The 15,563-nt window shown below is 68.4% G+C and carries 11 protein-coding genes and 2 pseudogenes; 7 read left to right on the top strand and 6 right to left on the bottom strand.

The window, feature by feature from the left end; translation table 11 throughout:
• Nucleotides 1-95: 95 nt before the first annotated feature.
• Nucleotides 96-680, bottom strand: coding sequence for a transglycosylase SLT domain-containing protein (locus tag IEX88_RS16265; protein ID WP_188852603.1), 585 nt, complete (start codon nucleotides 678-680; stop codon nucleotides 96-98).
• 306 nt (nucleotides 681-986) lie between these two features.
• Here IEX88_RS16265 and IEX88_RS16260 point away from each other — a divergent pair, with 306 nt between their 5' ends.
• The 3 genes from IEX88_RS16260 to IEX88_RS16250 all read left to right on the top strand — a co-directional run bounded on the left by IEX88_RS16260 (nucleotide 987) and on the right by IEX88_RS16250 (nucleotide 5,794).
• Nucleotides 987-2,414, top strand: coding sequence for a methylmalonyl-CoA mutase family protein (locus tag IEX88_RS16260; RefSeq protein WP_188852601.1), 1,428 nt, complete (start codon nucleotides 987-989; stop codon nucleotides 2,412-2,414).
• Complete coding sequence (scpA, locus tag IEX88_RS16255) at nucleotides 2,411-4,573, top strand: methylmalonyl-CoA mutase (protein WP_188852599.1); 2,163 nt, start codon at nucleotides 2,411-2,413, stop codon at nucleotides 4,571-4,573. The genes IEX88_RS16260 and scpA overlap by 4 nt, the downstream gene beginning before the upstream one ends.
• A gap of 159 nt (nucleotides 4,574-4,732) precedes the next feature.
• A complete protein-coding gene (locus IEX88_RS16250; RefSeq protein WP_188852597.1) occupies nucleotides 4,733-5,794 on the top strand; it encodes a magnesium transporter CorA family protein in 1,062 nt (353 codons plus the stop codon).
• Between the two features lie 583 nt (nucleotides 5,795-6,377).
• On the opposite strand, the gene pqqE is transcribed toward IEX88_RS16250, so the two are convergent.
• The 4 genes and pseudogenes from pqqE to pqqA form a co-directional block, all read right to left on the bottom strand.
• On the bottom strand, nucleotides 6,378-7,532 hold the full coding sequence (pqqE, locus tag IEX88_RS16245; RefSeq protein WP_188852595.1) for a pyrroloquinoline quinone biosynthesis protein PqqE: 1,155 nt from the start codon (nucleotides 7,530-7,532) through the stop codon (nucleotides 6,378-6,380).
• Nucleotides 7,529-8,595: pseudogene (gene pqqC, locus IEX88_RS16235) on the bottom strand (pyrroloquinoline-quinone synthase PqqC). Before pqqC ends, pqqE begins: the two are co-directional and overlap by 4 nt.
• Nucleotides 8,592-9,506 carry a pyrroloquinoline quinone biosynthesis protein PqqB gene (gene pqqB / locus IEX88_RS16230; protein ID WP_188853027.1) on the bottom strand — a complete coding sequence of 305 codons (915 nt, stop codon included), beginning with the start codon at nucleotides 9,504-9,506 and terminating at the stop codon, nucleotides 8,592-8,594. Before pqqB ends, pqqC begins: the two are co-directional and overlap by 4 nt.
• Nucleotides 9,507-9,548: 42 nt before the next feature.
• Complete coding sequence (gene pqqA / locus IEX88_RS27300) at nucleotides 9,549-9,626, bottom strand: pyrroloquinoline quinone precursor peptide PqqA (protein WP_156381978.1); 78 nt, start codon at nucleotides 9,624-9,626, stop codon at nucleotides 9,549-9,551.
• 223 nt (nucleotides 9,627-9,849) lie between these two features.
• On the opposite strand from pqqA, the gene meaB reads away from it, so the two are divergent.
• The 3 genes and pseudogenes from meaB to IEX88_RS26860 form a co-directional block, all read left to right on the top strand.
• The gene (meaB, locus tag IEX88_RS16220) at nucleotides 9,850-10,839 is read left to right on the top strand and encodes a methylmalonyl Co-A mutase-associated GTPase MeaB (RefSeq protein WP_188852589.1); all 990 of its coding nucleotides are present in this window, start codon (nucleotides 9,850-9,852) and stop codon (nucleotides 10,837-10,839) included.
• Between the two features lie 95 nt (nucleotides 10,840-10,934).
• A complete protein-coding gene (locus IEX88_RS16215; protein WP_188852587.1) occupies nucleotides 10,935-12,308 on the top strand; it encodes a TIGR03808 family TAT-translocated repetitive protein in 1,374 nt (457 codons plus the stop codon).
• A 99-nt stretch (nucleotides 12,309-12,407) separates the two neighbouring features.
• Nucleotides 12,408-13,125: pseudogene (locus IEX88_RS26860) on the top strand (NYN domain-containing protein); the annotation flags it as partial.
• 531 nt (nucleotides 13,126-13,656) lie between these two features.
• On the opposite strand, the gene IEX88_RS16205 reads toward IEX88_RS26860, so the two are convergent.
• The gene (locus IEX88_RS16205; protein WP_188852585.1) at nucleotides 13,657-14,658 is read right to left on the bottom strand and encodes an asparaginase; all 1,002 of its coding nucleotides are present in this window, start codon (nucleotides 14,656-14,658) and stop codon (nucleotides 13,657-13,659) included.
• A 112-nt stretch (nucleotides 14,659-14,770) separates the two neighbouring features.
• Here IEX88_RS16205 and IEX88_RS16200 point away from each other — a divergent pair, with 112 nt between their 5' ends.
• On the top strand, nucleotides 14,771-15,523 hold the full coding sequence (locus IEX88_RS16200; RefSeq protein ID WP_188852583.1) for a DUF3750 domain-containing protein: 753 nt from the start codon (nucleotides 14,771-14,773) through the stop codon (nucleotides 15,521-15,523).
• Nucleotides 15,524-15,563: the final 40 nt, after the last annotated feature.

Genomic DNA, 15,563 nt, shown 5'->3' with positions numbered 1-15,563 from the left:
TCGCAACAGCCGTGCCCATGTGATGATGACGCGGTGGTGACTACGGAAGGGCTGGGCGGCAAGACCTATCTGGATAAAGCGCTCTGGTTCCGGCATTAGCAACGTTGCATCTGTGCTTTGTAGCGCTCTGCCATATCGGCGGCTCGTTTTGCGCCGCGCAGCGCCTCTGGGCGGTTACGCCAGGCGCCGCGTTCGTAGCCGGCATGCCCCGAGTGGTAGGCGAGATACAGGCGGTAGGCGTCCGACTTCGCGACCCCTAGTCGTCGATTGCTGTCAGCATGGTACCAGCCGATGAAGCGGATGGCGTCGGCGAAATCGTGTCGGCGGGCGCCATGCCGGCCAGTGCGACGCTGGTATTCGTCCCATGTGCCATCGAGCGCCTGTGCGTAGCCGAACGCGGTCGAGGCTCGTTTGCCGGGGATGATGCCAAGGAACCACCGCCGCGGCGGACGTGCCTTGCCGTCAAAGTTCGATTCCGCCTGGATCGTCGCCATCAGCACAGGGACCGGCACGCCGTACTCGACAGAGACTTGCTCGGCGTCGCGACGCCAGTTCGTAAGAAGCCCGCTTTTCTGTTCGAAGATGGCGCAGGTGTTGCCGGTGCTTTTGGGAGGCGTCGCGCAGCTCGCCAGCAGCAGCACGGCGAGAACGGGGAGTAGGCGCGTTGCAGGTCTCGTCATGCGTAGGAGGGCTAAGAGAACATCGTTGACGAAGCGTTACTGCGGTCGACAAGCGTACCCGATCGTTTGTCGTATCCTGTAAACGTGACCGGACGTGACCAATTCTCATAAGCGGACCGACTGCAAACCACCCGCGTCAGCCATTCGCTTCCAGCTTCGGACCCGGCGCCCGGCTCGATTGAAGGTATTTTCTGCCGAATGCGGCACTGAAAACCGGGAACCGGCGCCGCAGACGGCGCTGTAGGCCGAAGGAAGCGTTTCCGCCGGCGCTGGCTTGCCGTATGTCTGAGCAGGGAGGACGTGCCGATGTCAGACAGGGGTGAGGGATTTGCCTTGCGCAGCGAAGCCGACTGGCGGGCGCTGGCCGAAAAGGCATTGGCGGGTGCGGGCTTCGACACCCTGACGGCGCACACCGACGACGGCATCGCCTATGGTCCGCTCTATCCGCGCCGGACGCCCGCGACCCCGATCGCCACGCGCGCCGCCGGCTGGATGATCGCCCAGCGCCTCGACGATCCGGACCCCGCGCGCGCCGCGGCCCAGGCCCTGGTCGACCTCGAGGCCGGCGCCGAGGCGCTGGCGCTGTGCTTCGAGGGCGCAGGCGCCGCGCGGGGTTTTGGTCTGCCGGCGACGGAAGAGGCCCTCGCCGCCGTGCTTCACGGCGTCATGCTCGACATCGTCCACCTGCGCATCGAGCCGCACCCGCAAGGCGCGGCCCTGGTCGCCGCCCTCACAAAGCTCGCCGCTGGCCAAGGGCTGGCGCCCGCGGCGCTCAGTCTCGACGCGGGCATCGACGCCATCGGACCGCTCGCTTTCGCCGGCCGCTTCCCGGACGACGACGTGAAGCTGCGGGCCGAATGCGGCGCGCTCGCCGTTTCGAGGGCCGCGGAGGGTTTTGCCGGCCGCATGGTCGAGGCAGACGGCCGGATCTATCACGACGCGGGCGCCAGCGAGGCGCAGGAACTCGGCGCGACGCTCGCCACCGCCGTCTACCACCTGCGCGCTTTGGCCGATGCCGGCATGCCAGTGGCGCACGCCGCCGACGCCATCGGCTTCACCCTCGCCGCCGACCAGCAACAGTTTCTCGTCACGGCCAAGCTCCGGGCCCTGCGGCTGCTCTGGCGCCGCGTGCTGCAGCTCTCGGGGCTGGCATCCCCCGCTCCCACCCGGCTGCATGTCGAGACCTCGTACCGGATGATGGCCGCGCGCGATCCCCACGCCAACATCCTGCGCACGACGATCGCCGCCTTCGCCGCCGCGACAGGCGGCGCGGATTCGCTCAGCGTCCTGCCGTTCACGGCGGCCAACGGCCTGCCCGAGGAGCGCGCCCGGCGCCTTGCCCGCAACACGCAGCTGATCCTGCGCGAGGAATCGGGGCTCGGGCGCGTCGCCGATCCGGCCGCCGGCTCCGGCGGTATCGAGGCCCTGACCGACGCCATGGCCGAGGCCGGCTGGCGGGAATTCCGGCAGATCGAAGCGGAAGGCGGCATCTTCCAGAGCCTGAAGGCGGGGCGCCTGCAGGCGAGGATCGCGGCGACGCGGCGGGCCCGCGACGCGGAGATCGCCGCGGGCCGCCGGCCGATCATCGGCGTGACGCTCTATCCGCTCGGCGACGAGCGGGCGCCGCCGGTTCTGATCGCACGAGACGAGACGCGCGAGACCGGCGAGACGCCTACCGAAGGAACGTCCCTGAAGGCTCACAGGCTGGCGGAAGAGGCGGAGGCCGCGGCATGAACACGATCCCCGATTTCACCGGACTGGACTGGCAGCGTTCGGACGCCGAGCCGCCAACCGCGTCGGGGCCTGGCTTCGAGACGCCGGAAGGCCTCGTGCTGAAGCCCGTCTATGCCGAGGCGGATCTGGCGGACTTGCCCGCCCTCGACACGTTTCCGGGCTTTGCCCCCTACATCCGCGGCCCCTACCCCACGATGTTCGTGCAAAAACCCTGGACGATCCGGCAATATGCCGGCTTCTCCACGGCCGAGGCGTCGAATGCCTTCTACCGGCGCAATCTCGCGGCCGGCCAGAAAGGCCTCTCCGTCGCCTTCGATCTCGCCACCCATCGCGGTTATGATTCCGACCATCCGCGCGTCGCCGGCGATGTCGGCATGGCCGGCGTCGCGATCGATTCCATCATCGACATGCGCCAGCTCTTCGACGGCATTCCGCTGGGCGAGATGAGCGTGTCGATGACGATGAACGGCGCGGTGTTGCCGGTGATGGCGCTCTACATCGTCGCCGCCGAGGAACAGGGCGTGCCGCAGAAGGCGCTGTCGGGGACCATCCAGAACGACATCCTGAAGGAGTTCATGGTCCGCAACACCTACATCTACCCGCCCGCCGCCTCTATGCGGATCGTCTCGGACATTTTCGCCTACACCTCCGAGCACATGCCGAAGTACAATTCGATCTCGATTTCCGGCTACCACATGCAGGAGGCCGGAGCGACGGCCGACCTCGAGCTCGCCTATACGCTGGCCGACGGGCTCGAATACGCCCGGGCGGGCGTCGCCGCGGGGCTCGACATCGACCGCTTCGCGCCGCGCCTGTCCTTCTTCTGGGCGACGGGCATGAACTTCTTCATGGAAGTCGCCAAGATGCGGGCGGCCCGCCTCGTCTGGGCGCAGCTGATGCAGAAGAATTTCCGGCCGAAGGACCCGCGGTCGCTGTCGCTGCGCACCCATTCGCAGACCTCCGGCTGGTCGTTGACGGCGCAGGACGTGATGAACAACGTGGTCCGAACCTGCGTCGAGGCGATGGCGGCGACGCAGGGGCACACGCAGTCGCTGCACACCAATTCTTTCGACGAGGCGCTGGCCCTGCCGACGGACGTCTCGGCCCGCATCGCCCGCAACACCCAGCATGTGCTGGCGCGCGAGAGCGGCACGACGCGCATCATCGATCCCTGGGGCGGTTCGGCCTATGTCGAGAGCCTGACGCACGCGCTGGCGGAAAAGGCGCTCGCCCACATCGCCGAGGTCGACGAACTCGGCGGCATGGCCAAGGCGATCGAAAAGGGCCTGCCGAAGACGCGCATCGAGGAGGCCGCCGCCAAGACGCAGGCGCGCATCGATTCCGGCGCGCAGGTCGTCGTCGGCGTCAACCGCTACCGCGCCGGCAGCCTCGACGACATCGACGTGCTCAGGGTCGACAATGCCGACGTGCGCCGACAGCAGCTGGAAAAGCTCGCGCGGCTCAAGGCATCGCGCGATCCGGGAGCGGTTGAGGCCGCGCTCGAGGCGCTGACGCGGGCCGCGAAAGATGGCCCGGGCAATCTGCTCGCTTTGTCGATCGAGGCGGCCCGCGCGCACGCCACGGTCGGCGAGATGGCGATGGCGCTGGAAAAGGCTTTTGGCCGCCACGTCGCGCAGTCCCGGGTGATATCGGGCGTCTACAAGCGGGAGGCCGGCGCCATGTCGGAGCGGATCGAGGCGATGCTGAAGCGGACGGCGGCTTTCGCCAAGGCCGAGGGGCGACGTCCCCGCATCCTCGTCGTCAAGATGGGGCAGGACGGCCACGACCGCGGCCAGAAGGTGATCGCCTCGGCCTTCGCCGATCTCGGCTTCGACGTCGACATCGGCCCGCTGTTCCAGGCGCCGGAGGAGGCGGCGCGCCAGGCGGTGGAGAACGACGTCCACATCGTCGGCGCCTCCTCGCTCGCCGCCGGCCACCTCACCCTCGTGCCGGCGCTGAAGGCGGCCCTGGAGGCGCAAGGGCGCGGCGACATCATGATCGTCGTCGGCGGCGTCATTCCGCCGCAGGATTTCGACGCCCTGCGCGCGGCCGGCGCCAGCGCCATCTTCCCGCCCGGCACGGTGATCGCCGAGGCCGCCGAACAGCTGCTCGACGAACTCGCCCTCCGCCTCGGCCATGGCAGCCTCGCCGCCGAATAGGCGGCGCCGGAACAGGCGGGGCGGCCTTGCGCCCTCCCTGCCTCGGCATGGACGGCGGCCTGGGCTGACGAGGGCCGCGGGGCTTGCGCGGCCTGCCGGTGCGGTGCATGCAGCTTCGGCCCGTCCATGCTGCGATGCGGCGGGTGCAGGAGTTTGCCGATGCTCGAGATCTACCGCCCCGACCCGTCCGGCCAGATGCATGCCGAGAGGATCGACGACGACGTCATTCCCGCCGACGCCATCTGGATCGACCTGATCAATCCGAGCAAGGCCGAGGAACGGCTGGTAGAGCGCTTCGCGTCGATCGAAGTGCCGACGCGCGAGGAAATGCGCGAGATCGAGGTCTCGAGCCGTCTCTATTCCGAGGGCGATGCCGACTTCATGACCGCCTCGGTCGTCTTCGGCCTCGACACCGGCTCGCCCGCCTTCGCGCCGGTGACCTTCATCCTCACCGGCAAGCGGCTGGTGACGCTGCGCTATACCGAGCCGAAATCCTTCGTCATCTATTCGGCGAAACTCTGCCGGGACGCCGGCGAGGCGATGTTCCAGCCGGGACCGTCGGTCGAGGGCGAAACCTCGGCGCAGGTTCTGGGCAACGGCAACGGCAAGGCGCCCAAAATACCGACCGCCGACGCGATCCTGATCGGCCTGGTGGAGACGGTGATCGACCGCGTCGCCGACATGATGGAAGCCATCGCCGCCGATCTCGACCGCATCGCCGCCGATATCTTCTCGGCCTCCGGCAACAAGCGCCCGACCGCCAATGCCGACTTCAAGTCGCTGCTGCGGCGCATCGGCGCCGCCGGCGACCTGATCTCTCGCACGCGCGAGAGCCTCGCCACCCTCGACCGGATGATGCCCTATCTGCAGTTCGTGCTCGACCGGCGGAAAGGCCCGAAGGATGCCAAGGCCCGGGTCAAGGCAATGTCGCGCGACATCACCTCGCTGAACGACTTCGTTTCCTTCCTGTCGAACAAGACGACCTTCCTGCTCGACACCACGGTCGGCATGATCTCGATCGAGCAGAACGCCATCATCAAGATTTTTTCGGTCGCGGCCGTCGGCTTCATGCCGCCGACGCTGGTTGCCTCGATCTACGGCATGAACTTCAAGTTCATGCCGGAACTCGACTGGCACCTCGGCTACCCCATGGCGATCGGCCTGATGGCGATCTCGGCCGTGCTGCCGCTGATCTTCTTCCGCTACAAGCGCTGGCTGTAGCCGGCACAGTCGTCGCAAACGACCGGCGCGCATGGCCAGGACAAGCAGTTGCGTGCGCGTCTCGCTGACGGACTCCAGTGTTCGTTGACCAGTTCGGGTGCCGCGCTGACCTCCGTCCGCTGAAGCCCTTGATGATTGATTATCACAGGCCTCGTGCCGACCCTCGTCCTTCGACAGGCTCAGGATGAGGGTGATGGGTGAGCGGTCGGCAGCCAGCCGCGAAGTCTCGTCATGTCAGAAAGTTGGTCGCCCCTCCCCCCCAAAACCCTCATCCTGAGCCTGTCGAAGGGCGAGGGTCGGCACGACGCCTGAACTGCCGGCCTTGTGGCCCGGAAAGGGTGGCAGCCAACGGCCTATTGGAACCGGCGGAGGTGGCGGCGGCAATCGAAGGTGAATTCATCGCAAGGCGGCAAGCCACTGCGCGCTCGACTCTTGACGTCGGCCTCATCCACAGCGAGCAGCTTCTCCAGCGCGCCGAGGTCAAGGCGAAAGCAATGACCGGCCGCTCGATGCCCCGGAACCGAACGTACTCTGCATCCTGTTCGTCGTTCGGGCCTTGAACCCCGCCGCACCTATCGCGCCGTCAGCCCCGGCTGAAGGCGCGGTAGGTCGCCGGCCCCGGCGATTCCATGGCCGATTCGGTGACGGCGATGTCGCCGAGCTCGGTGTGGAAGGGCGACTTGATGCAGGCCGGGTCGGTGTTGCGGGCGTCGCCCGTCAGCGCCAGCGCCTGGCAGCGGCAGCCGCCGAAGTCGATATGCTTGCGCTCGCAGGAGCGGCAGGGCTCGGGCATCCAGTCGGTGCCGCGATAGGCCTCGAAGGCCGGCGACGACGCCCAGATGTCGGCGATCGAATGGTCGCGCACCGACCAGAAGTCGAGATGCTTGATCGTCTGCGCGGCATGGCAGGGCAGCGCGAAGCCGGCTGGCGTCACGGAGAGCGTGCGCTGGCCCCAGCCGCCGTTGCAGGTCTTGGGATAGCGGGCGTAGTAGTCGGGAAACACCGCGTCGATGACGAGCACGCCCTTCAGCCGAACGCGCGCCTCCTCCACCTCGGTGATGGTGCGGTCGACGTCCTCGCGCGCCGGCATCAGCTGCGCCCGGTTCTTCAGCGCCCAGCCGTAATACTGCGTGTGCGCGATCTCCAGCCGCTTCGCCCCGAAGGCGACGGCCTTGTCGATCATCTGGGGCACCTGGTGGATGTTCATCCGGTGGATGACGGCGTTCAGCGTCAGCGGGAAGCCGCGCTTCACGACCTCGGCGGCAAAGGCCTCCTTGCGCTCGAAGCCGCCCTTGTAGCCGCCGACCAGCTCGGTCACGCCGGCGTCCGCGCCCTGCAGCGACAGCTGGATATGGTCGAGGCCGGCGGCGTGCAGATCGTCCAGCATGGCCGGGCTGACGCCGATGCCGGACGTGATGAGGTTGGTGTAGAGCCCGACCTCGGCGGCATGGCGCGTCAGCTCGACGATGTCGCGCCGCGCCGTCGGCTCGCCGCCGGAGAGGTGAATGTGGATGACGCCGAGCTCCGCCGCCTCGGTGAAGACGCGCTTCCAGGTCTCGGTATCGAGCTCGGCGGAACGGGCGTCGAGCTCTAGCGGGTTGGAACAGTAGGTGCAGCGCAGCGGGCAGCGGTGCGTGAGTTCGGCCAGGAGTCCGATCGGTGGCGGCGGGACGCGGCGGGTGACCGGCTCGGCCTCCGTCAGGGGGGCTGCGGGCGTTGGGAAGACGATCTCGTTCATAGCTCCACCATCTGCTTGCCCTGAAGGTCGAGAAGAAAGCTCTCGACATCGGGGCGGATGACCGAGAGATCGGCGGTGAAGACGAACGCCAGCGCCGCCAGGAGATCGTCGAATCGTGTCTTTCCGTCGATGCGCTTCAGGATCTCGACCGACACTTCGTCGGCTTGAAAGATGCGCTCGGGCGCGACGAGAATGAAGGTGCCGCGCGCCTTGTCCTCGCGGAATCGCACGCCATGCGGAAATTTTGGCACGACATCGTCGGCGATGCCGGTCACGTTCCCGCGCCCCTGGCCGGCGCGGCCGCAGCGGATCCGCCCATGCCTGGCCGGGCTTCACCCGTCCCGGGCTGCCAGACGTCCGGCGGCGGCATGATCGGGTCGACATAGGCGTGATGCAGCGCATCGAGCTGGGCCCAGAGTACGGTGCATTTGAAGCGCAAGGCGTTCAGCACCGCCCGCTGCTCTTCCGGCCGCCGCGCATGCTTCAGGCAGTAGTCCAAAGCGAAGTCGGAATCGCGCTTGGCCTGCACCGGCCGCTTGTCGAAATAGGCGAGCGTCTCCGGCGAGATGAAGTCGTAATGCTCGAGCATGCCCCGCACGCGGGCGCCGATCGCCTGCGGCGAGAACAGTTCCGTCAGCGACGAGGCGACGGCTTCGAGCAGCGTGCGCTCGCGCACGAAGGTCACATAGGCGTCGACGGCAAAGCGGGTGCCGGGCAGGATGCCCTCGCCGGACAGGACATAGTCGCGGTCGAGGCCGACGCCGTCGGTGAGCGCGATCCACTTCTCGATGCCGCCGCGATTCTCTTCGTCGCCGTCATGGTCGATGATGCGAGAGCGCCAGTCTCGCCGGAGCTCCGTCGTGCCGAGCCGGGCGAGGATGTAGCTGTCCTTCACCGGGATCTGCGACTGGTAGTAATAGCGGTTGAGCGCCCAGGCCTGGACCTGCGCCTTCGTCAGCTCGCCGGCATTCAGCTTCTGCTGGAAGGGGTGGAGATGGTGATAGCGCGTCGCGCCGATCTCGCGCAGCGCGGAGACGAAGTCGTCGGGGCTCATCATCGTCATGGCACGATCTCCATCCCGTCATGGGCGACGCGCCAGCCCGCCGCCTCGATCGCCCGACGTTCCTCCGATCCTTCGATCAGCACCGGGTTGGTATTGTTGATATGGATATAGACGCGGTCCTTCACATCCCGTCCGTCGAAGGCATGGATGCTGCCGCCCTCGCCGGTCATCGGCATGTGGCCCATGCGACGCCCCGTCTTGGCGCCGACACCGGCCTTCTGCATTTCATCGTCGACGAACACCGTGCCGTCGAAGAGCGCAAGATCCGCCCCTGCCACGCGCGCGGCCAGATGCTCCGGCACGAAGGCGCAGCCCGGGATATAGTAGGCGGTGCGCCCGCCCGCCGAGAGCTTGACGCCGACCGTCATGTCGCCTTCGGCGCCGACATCGACCTCACCGCGTTCGAGATAGAGCGGCACCTTGCCGGGCACCGAAAAGATTTCGACCTGGAGCCCGGGGACGGGCTCGAAAGCCTCGTTCATCCGCACCGGCCGCGTCGTCACGCAAGAGGTATCGAGCACGCTGTAGACGGGATTGTCGGCGATGACGCCGAGAACCCCCTCGGTTCCGAAGAGACTGAAGGCCTGCTTTTCGCGCAGCGTCAGAAGGCCGGCGACATGGTCGACGTCGCCATTCGTCACGAGAACCGCCGAAATCGGCGAGGCGCGCCGCGCCGCGTCATCGGCGCCGCAGCTGGGCATCAAAGGGGGCGAAGCCATGATCTGGGCCCGAAGATCGGGCGAAGCGTTGAGGAGCAGCCAATGCTCACCGTCGGCCGTGGCCGCGATCGAGGATTGCGAGCGCGCCGAAACGCGCGGGTCACCCGACCAATAGAGACGACAGACCTGGCAGAGACAATTCCATTGCGGGAAACCTCCCCCCGCGGCCGACCCGAGAATGAAAAGCCGCAGGCGGGATTGGCCCCGCCCGCGGCTGTCAGATGCTGTCACGATTTAGAATTCGATCGGCATGTAGCCGTTGATTTCCATGGCGACGCAGACTTCGACGAGAACGGGTTTCTTCCAGGCCATTTTGTAGCTCCCAATTGACGGCCGGCTTGGCGCCAGCCTTGTTGATCGGTGCCCACTAGAACTTCAGCATATACGCTCCGGCACCCTCCTAGAAGTGGGGTCGGAATTAAAAATGTGTAAGGTCAAAGCCGGCTTAAAGGGACGCCGCGACCGCAATTTCCGCCTTTCGGCGGCTTCGCGGGCCTCTCGACAGGCCCTCGCCCGCGGCCTAGACGCAGAGGGGATGACGAAGCCCCAGCTCGACCCGAAAGACTTGGCCAGGCGGATCGCAACAGGCGACCGCACGGCGCTGTCGCGCGCGATCACCCTGGTAGAATCGACTCGCGGCGACCACCGGGCGGCCGCGACCGCGCTGCTCGACAGCCTGGCGGGCCGCACCGGGCGATCGATCCGGATCGGCATGACCGGGGTTCCCGGCGTCGGCAAGTCGACGCTCATCGACGGTTTCGGCACGATGCTGACGGCCATGGGCCGGCGGGTCGCGGTGCTCGCCGTCGACCCGACCTCGGTGCGCAGCGGCGGCGCGATCCTCGGCGACAAGACGCGGATGGCGCGGCTCGCCGTCGATCCCGCCGCTTTCGTGCGTCCCTCGCCCTCCTCCGGCACGCTCGGCGGCGTCGCGGCGAAGACGCGCGAGACCATGCTCCTGTGCGAGGCCGCCGGTTTCGACGTGGTGATCGTCGAAACCGTTGGCGTCGGGCAGTCCGAGATCACCGTCTCCGACATGGTCGACCTCTTCGTCCTCCTGATGCTGCCGGGCGCCGGCGACGAGCTGCAGGGCATCAAGAAGGGCATCGTCGAGGTCGCCGACATCATCGCGGTGAACAAGGCCGATGGCGAGAATGCCGCAAGGGCGCGGCTGGCCGCTGCCGAACTCCGCGCCGCGCTGAACATCCTCGCCCCCCGCGATCCCCTGTGGTCGCCGCCGGTGCTGACCGTCTCCGGCCAGACCGGCGAGGGTCTGGACGCGCTCTGGGCGGCGATCGAGCGGTTCCGCGCCGTTTCGCAAGAGACCGGCAGCTTCGCCGGAAGGCGGGCCGGCCAGAACGTCCGCTGGATGTGGTCGATGCTGGACGAGGCGCTCCGCCGCGCGCTGATCGAGCACGACGGCGTCGCCGCCGCCATCGCCGCGGGCGAGGCCGAGATCGTGCGCGGCACCCGCGCCCCGACGGCGGTCGCGGCCTCGATCCTGGACCTGTTTACCCGCCGCTAACCGAAACCGGCGGATTTCTTCGCCCCGGCCGGCGCTGCGGCCCTGTGCCTCGGCGGCGATACCCCGTCTTAAGCCGGCAGTGCCAGGCTGCCGCCATGACCCTCCGCCCCCTCCTTTCCCGGCGCGCCGTCATGAGCGGCCTGATCGGACTTGCCGCCGCGCCGTTTCCGGCCGTCGCCCAGACGCGCGACGGCCTCGGTGCCGCCGGCCTGCGCGGGACGCTGGATGCGACGGCGCGCGGCCTGACGCCTTCCGGCGGCGGCGACCAGACGCGGGCGCTGCAACGGCTCCTCGACGAAACCGCTTTGTCCGGCGAGACGCTGTTCCTGCCGCCGGGGGACTATTTTGCCGGCGAGTTGCGGCTTCCCGCGGTCACGCGGCTGGCCGGCGTGCCCGGCGCCTCGCGGCTTCTCGGCCCCAGCCTCGCTTTGCAGTCGGGCGGCGCCGAACGCATTTTCCTCGACGGCCTGACGATCGACGGACTGGCTCTTCCCACGGGCGGGCCGGGCCGCGCGCTCCTCGACATCGCGGACTGCCCGAACCTCATCATCACCGGATGCGAGATCGGCAATGCCGCCGGCAATGCGCTCGACCTCAGCCGCAGCGGCGGCCGCATCGAGGCCTGCGTCATCCTGCGCGCCGGGTTGGCGGCGGTTCAGTCGCGCGATTCCTCGGGGTTTCGCATTGCCGGCAACCGGGTCGAGGACTGCGGCAATGGCGGCATCCTCGTCCACCGCAGCGCGCCCGGCCTCGACGCCTCGCTCATCACCGGCAACCGCCTGGCCCGGATCCGGGCGGACGCCGGCGGGACCGGCCAGAACGGCAATGGCATCAACCTCTTCCGGGCGCATGGCGTCACCGTCTCGGACAACCAGATCGACGACTGCGCCTTCTCCGCCATTCGCGCCAATGGCGGCTCCAACGCCATCATCGCCGGCAATCAGTGCCGCAATTCCGGCGAGACGGCGCTCTACGCCGAGTTTCAATTCGAGGGCGCAGTGATTTCCGGCAATCTCGTCGACGGCGCGGCGATCGGCATCTCCATCGCCAACTTCAACGAGGGCGGACGCCTCGCCGTCTGCACCGGCAACCTCGTCCGCAATCTCCGGACGGAAGGGCCCTACACGGCGGACTCGCCCGGCTTCGGCATGGGCATCTCCGTCGAGGCCGACACGGTGGTCTCCAACAATGTCGTCGAGGGCGCGCCGCTGTACGGCATCAAGCTCGGCTGGGGTCCTTACCTCCGGGACGTCGCGGCCACCGGCAATGTCCTGCGCGATTGTCCCGTCGGCATCGCCGTCACCGTTGTGGAGGGTGCGGGGAAGGCCGTCATCTCCGGCAATGTGATCGCCGGTGCCGAGCGTGGTGCAATCCTCGGCTACCACTGGGCCGAGGCGGTGACGGAAGACCTTGCGGGCCCCGGAGCCGACGTTCCCGGCCATCTCACCCTCGCTGGCAACGCAGTCTGACGGCCCTTTTCTGCCCTCTCCCGACGCCTCCGGTGAAAAAGACCTGTCGGAAAGCCGCTACCGGCGCTATGTCCGAAGGAAATTTCTAGGGGTAAGACCATGAACGACACCCGATCCGCGCGCCTTGCGGTGCTCATCGACGCCGACAACGCGTCCGCCAAGATCGCCGACGGGCTGTTCGAGGAGATCGCCAAGATCGGCGAGGCGAGCGTCCGGCGCATCTATGGCGACTTCTCGACCCAGCGCATGAAGGGCTGGACGGACATTCTCGCCCGCCACGCCATCATCCCGCACCAGCAGTTCGCCTACACCACCGGCAAGAACGCTTCCGACATCACGCTCGTCATCGACGCGATGGATCTTCTCCATTCCGGCCGGTTCGACGGCTTCTGCCTCGTCTCCTCCGACAGCGATTTCACGCGGCTTGCCTCGCGCATCCGCGAGCAGGGCGTCAACGTCTTCGGCTTCGGCGAGCAGAAGACGCCGGAAAGTTTTCGCCAGGCCTGCCGCCGCTTCATCTACACCGAGAACCTCCTGCCCCAGCGCGTCTCGCAGAGCCGCGATTCGGTCGAGGCGGTGCAGGCACCGCTGCGCGAAAAGGCCGACGCGCTGCCGATGCTGTCGCGCGTCATCGACCAGATGGAGAGCGAGGACGGCTGGGTGAACCTCGGCACCTTCGGCAAGCAGCTGCAGAACCTCTATACCGACTTCGATCCGCGCACCTATGGCGAGCGCAAGCTCTCCGACCTGGTGCGCCGCACCCATGCCTTCGAGATCAACCATCCGGAAGGCGGCAGCCTGCTCATCCGCCTGAAGCAGCATGCCACGCCGAAGCCGGCCGGCCTGCCGGTGGCGCCCGCCATCGCCGAGGTGCCGGAAACCTCGCTGGAGCCGGCAGAGGCGCCCAAGCCCGCCGCGCGCCGCCCGGCGGCCCGCACGGCCTCCGGCAAGCCCGCCACGTCGCGGCGCAGCGCCGCGAAGCCGGCGGCGGAAAAGACGATGGCCGAAAAGCCGGCGGCAAAGCCGGAGACGAAGGCCGCCGCATCCACCCCGCGGAGCCCCGCGGCGCCGGCACCGACCGCTCCGGCTCCGGCGCCCGCGGCTCCCGCCCCGGCTCCGGCCGCAACGCGCACGCCGGCGGAAACGGCTGCGCCGGCCCCCAAGCCCGTCCCGATCTTCGCGGCCCCGGCCCCCGAGACATCCCGCCCGGATGCCGCGGCGGCCGAGTCTGCCGCGCCGAAACCGCGCCCCCGCACGCGCCGGCCGCTCGGAACGCCGCGCGGCTGAGTTCTCGCCGGATCGTTCTCGTCGATCCGGCCGCCGGATCGGGTTTCGGTCCGGCCGGCCCTCAGGCCTTGGCGGCGCGCAGCTCGCCGACGACCATGCCGTTCCAGTTCTTCAGCGTCTTCTGCGCAAGGCCGTCATAGCGGCTCGCCATTTCCGGATCGCGATCGCGAAAGATCTGCGCGAGCGTCGCGGCGGTCGAGATTTCGGCGGCCCGCCCGGCGCCGTCGTCGATCTTCAGCGCGAAGCCGAGACCGAGCTCCGGCACCGCGCCGCAGAACACGCCCTCCGCGCCGGTCTTGACGAAGACCCTCCCCGCGCCGGCCTCGATCAGCGCGACGCAGGCCCGGCCCGTTCCCGCCATGTACCAGGGTTCCGCCACGCAGGCGGCGATCAGCCGTTGGCCGGCCGCCGCCCGCTCCGCCGATACGCCAGTGCCCGAGACGAGCTTGGCGAATCCTTGCGCGAAGGACTGCAGGGGCGCGGCATAGGTCGGGATGGAGCAGCCGTCGATGCCACTCAAATCCTCGCCGAAGCTTGTCCCCGTGAGATCCTCCATCGCCGCCTTGGCCCGCGCCTGCACCGGGTGTTCGGCGCCGATGTAGCCTGCAGTCGCCTCGCCCATCGCCACGGCCGTGCAGAGGAAACCGGTGTGCTTGCCGGAACAGTTATTGTGCAGCGGGCCGGGCGTCCGGCCCTGACGCGCCAGGGCTCGGGCGGCACTGGAGTCGGACGGCCAGTGGCAGCCGCATTCGAGCGCCCGCTCGTCGAGACCGGCGCGGCGCAGGAGATCGGCGGCGAGCGCGACATGGCCCTCCTCGCCGGAATGCGAGGCGCAGGCGAGCGACAGCTCCTTGTCGCCGAAGCCGTAGCGGTCGGCCGCACCGCTCTCGATCAGCGGCAGCGCCTGCATCACCTTGATCGCCGAGCGCGGAAAGACCGGCGCGGCGACGTCGCCGAGCGCATGGACGATTCCCCCTGCGGCGTCGACCACCGCGACGGAGCCGCGGTGCCGGCTTTCGACGCGGCTGCCGCGCGTCACTTCGACCAGGATGGGATTGCTCATTGCTGCGTCCTCATTTTCGCCGCTCTGCACCATGAGCCTGCTCTATCAGTGCAGCGAGGGCTTCACCATATCCCGGGATATGGCGAAGTCCTCGCCCTCTTCCGGGAAGCTTATGCGATTGCTCAAGATCCTGCTGCTCGGCGTGGCCGTCGTCTACGTCGCGCCCGTCCTTCTGTCGGCCCTTCTGTTCTGGACCGGCGATCACCCGGCCTCCTGGCATGCCGCCGACTGGACGAGCGCCAAGGTGCTGCCCGCTCCCGCGGCCTCGGAGGCGGCGGCGGTCTACGTCATGTCGGCCCGGACAGGCGGGCTCAAGGGCGCCGTCGCGACGCATTCCTGGATCGTCGTCAAGGAGAAAGGCGCGACGCGCTACGAGCGCTGGGACAAGGTCGGCTGGGGCCAGCCGGTGCGCCACGACGCCTATCCCGCCGACGGCCGATGGTATTCCAACCTGCCGGAGATCGTCGTCGGCCGGCACGGCGCGGAGGCGGAAGCGCTGATCCCGGCGATTCGCGCGGCGGTCGCGGCCTATCCCTTCGCCATGCGCGGCGGCTACCACATCTTTCCCGGTCCCAACTCCAACACCTTCGTCGCCTTCGTCCTCGCCCACACGGCCGGGCTCGCGGCGACCCTGCCGCCGGTCGCGGTCGGGCGCGACTATCCCGTCGAGCGGCAGATGATCGCCCTCGACCGGGACCGGGGCGAGTTGCGCCTGTCGCTGTTCGGCTATGCCGGGGTCACGGTCGGCCGGCTGTCGGGGTTCGAGGTCAATCTGCTCGGCCTCGTCGCCGGCTTCGACCCGGCGCGCCTCGCCATCAAGATCCCGGCTTTCGGAACCCTTTCCCTGCGGTCCCCCACGGTCTGAGCGAAATCGATTCGGGCAGTTCCAGCCGGCGAATTTTCCT

It is taken from the genome of Aureimonas glaciei (assembly GCF_014643375.1).
Taxonomy (GTDB): domain Bacteria; phylum Pseudomonadota; class Alphaproteobacteria; order Rhizobiales; family Rhizobiaceae; genus Plantimonas; species Plantimonas glaciei.
This window is presented reverse-complemented; position numbering and strand designations above follow the sequence as displayed.

Excerpts from the sequence above, each read along its gene's own strand:
- pqqE (WP_188852595.1), bottom strand. The coding sequence starts at position 7,532 with ATGAACGAGATCGTCTTCCCAACGCCCGCAGCCCCCCTGACGGAGGCC.
- IEX88_RS16205 (WP_188852585.1), bottom strand. The coding sequence starts at position 14,658 with ATGAGCAATCCCATCCTGGTCGAAGTGACGCGCGGCAGCCGCGTCGAA.
- IEX88_RS16265 (WP_188852603.1), bottom strand. The coding sequence starts at position 680 with ATGACGAGACCTGCAACGCGCCTACTCCCCGTTCTCGCCGTGCTGCTG.
- IEX88_RS16200 (WP_188852583.1), top strand. The coding sequence starts at position 14,771 with ATGCGATTGCTCAAGATCCTGCTGCTCGGCGTGGCCGTCGTCTACGTC.
- IEX88_RS16260 (WP_188852601.1), top strand. The coding sequence starts at position 987 with ATGTCAGACAGGGGTGAGGGATTTGCCTTGCGCAGCGAAGCCGACTGG.
- IEX88_RS16250 (WP_188852597.1), top strand. The coding sequence starts at position 4,733 with ATGCTCGAGATCTACCGCCCCGACCCGTCCGGCCAGATGCATGCCGAG.
- meaB (WP_188852589.1), top strand. The coding sequence starts at position 9,850 with ATGACGAAGCCCCAGCTCGACCCGAAAGACTTGGCCAGGCGGATCGCA.
- IEX88_RS16215 (WP_188852587.1), top strand. The coding sequence starts at position 10,935 with ATGACCCTCCGCCCCCTCCTTTCCCGGCGCGCCGTCATGAGCGGCCTG.
- pqqA (WP_156381978.1), bottom strand. The coding sequence starts at position 9,626 with ATGGCCTGGAAGAAACCCGTTCTCGTCGAAGTCTGCGTCGCCATGGAA.
- scpA (WP_188852599.1), top strand. The coding sequence starts at position 2,411 with ATGAACACGATCCCCGATTTCACCGGACTGGACTGGCAGCGTTCGGAC.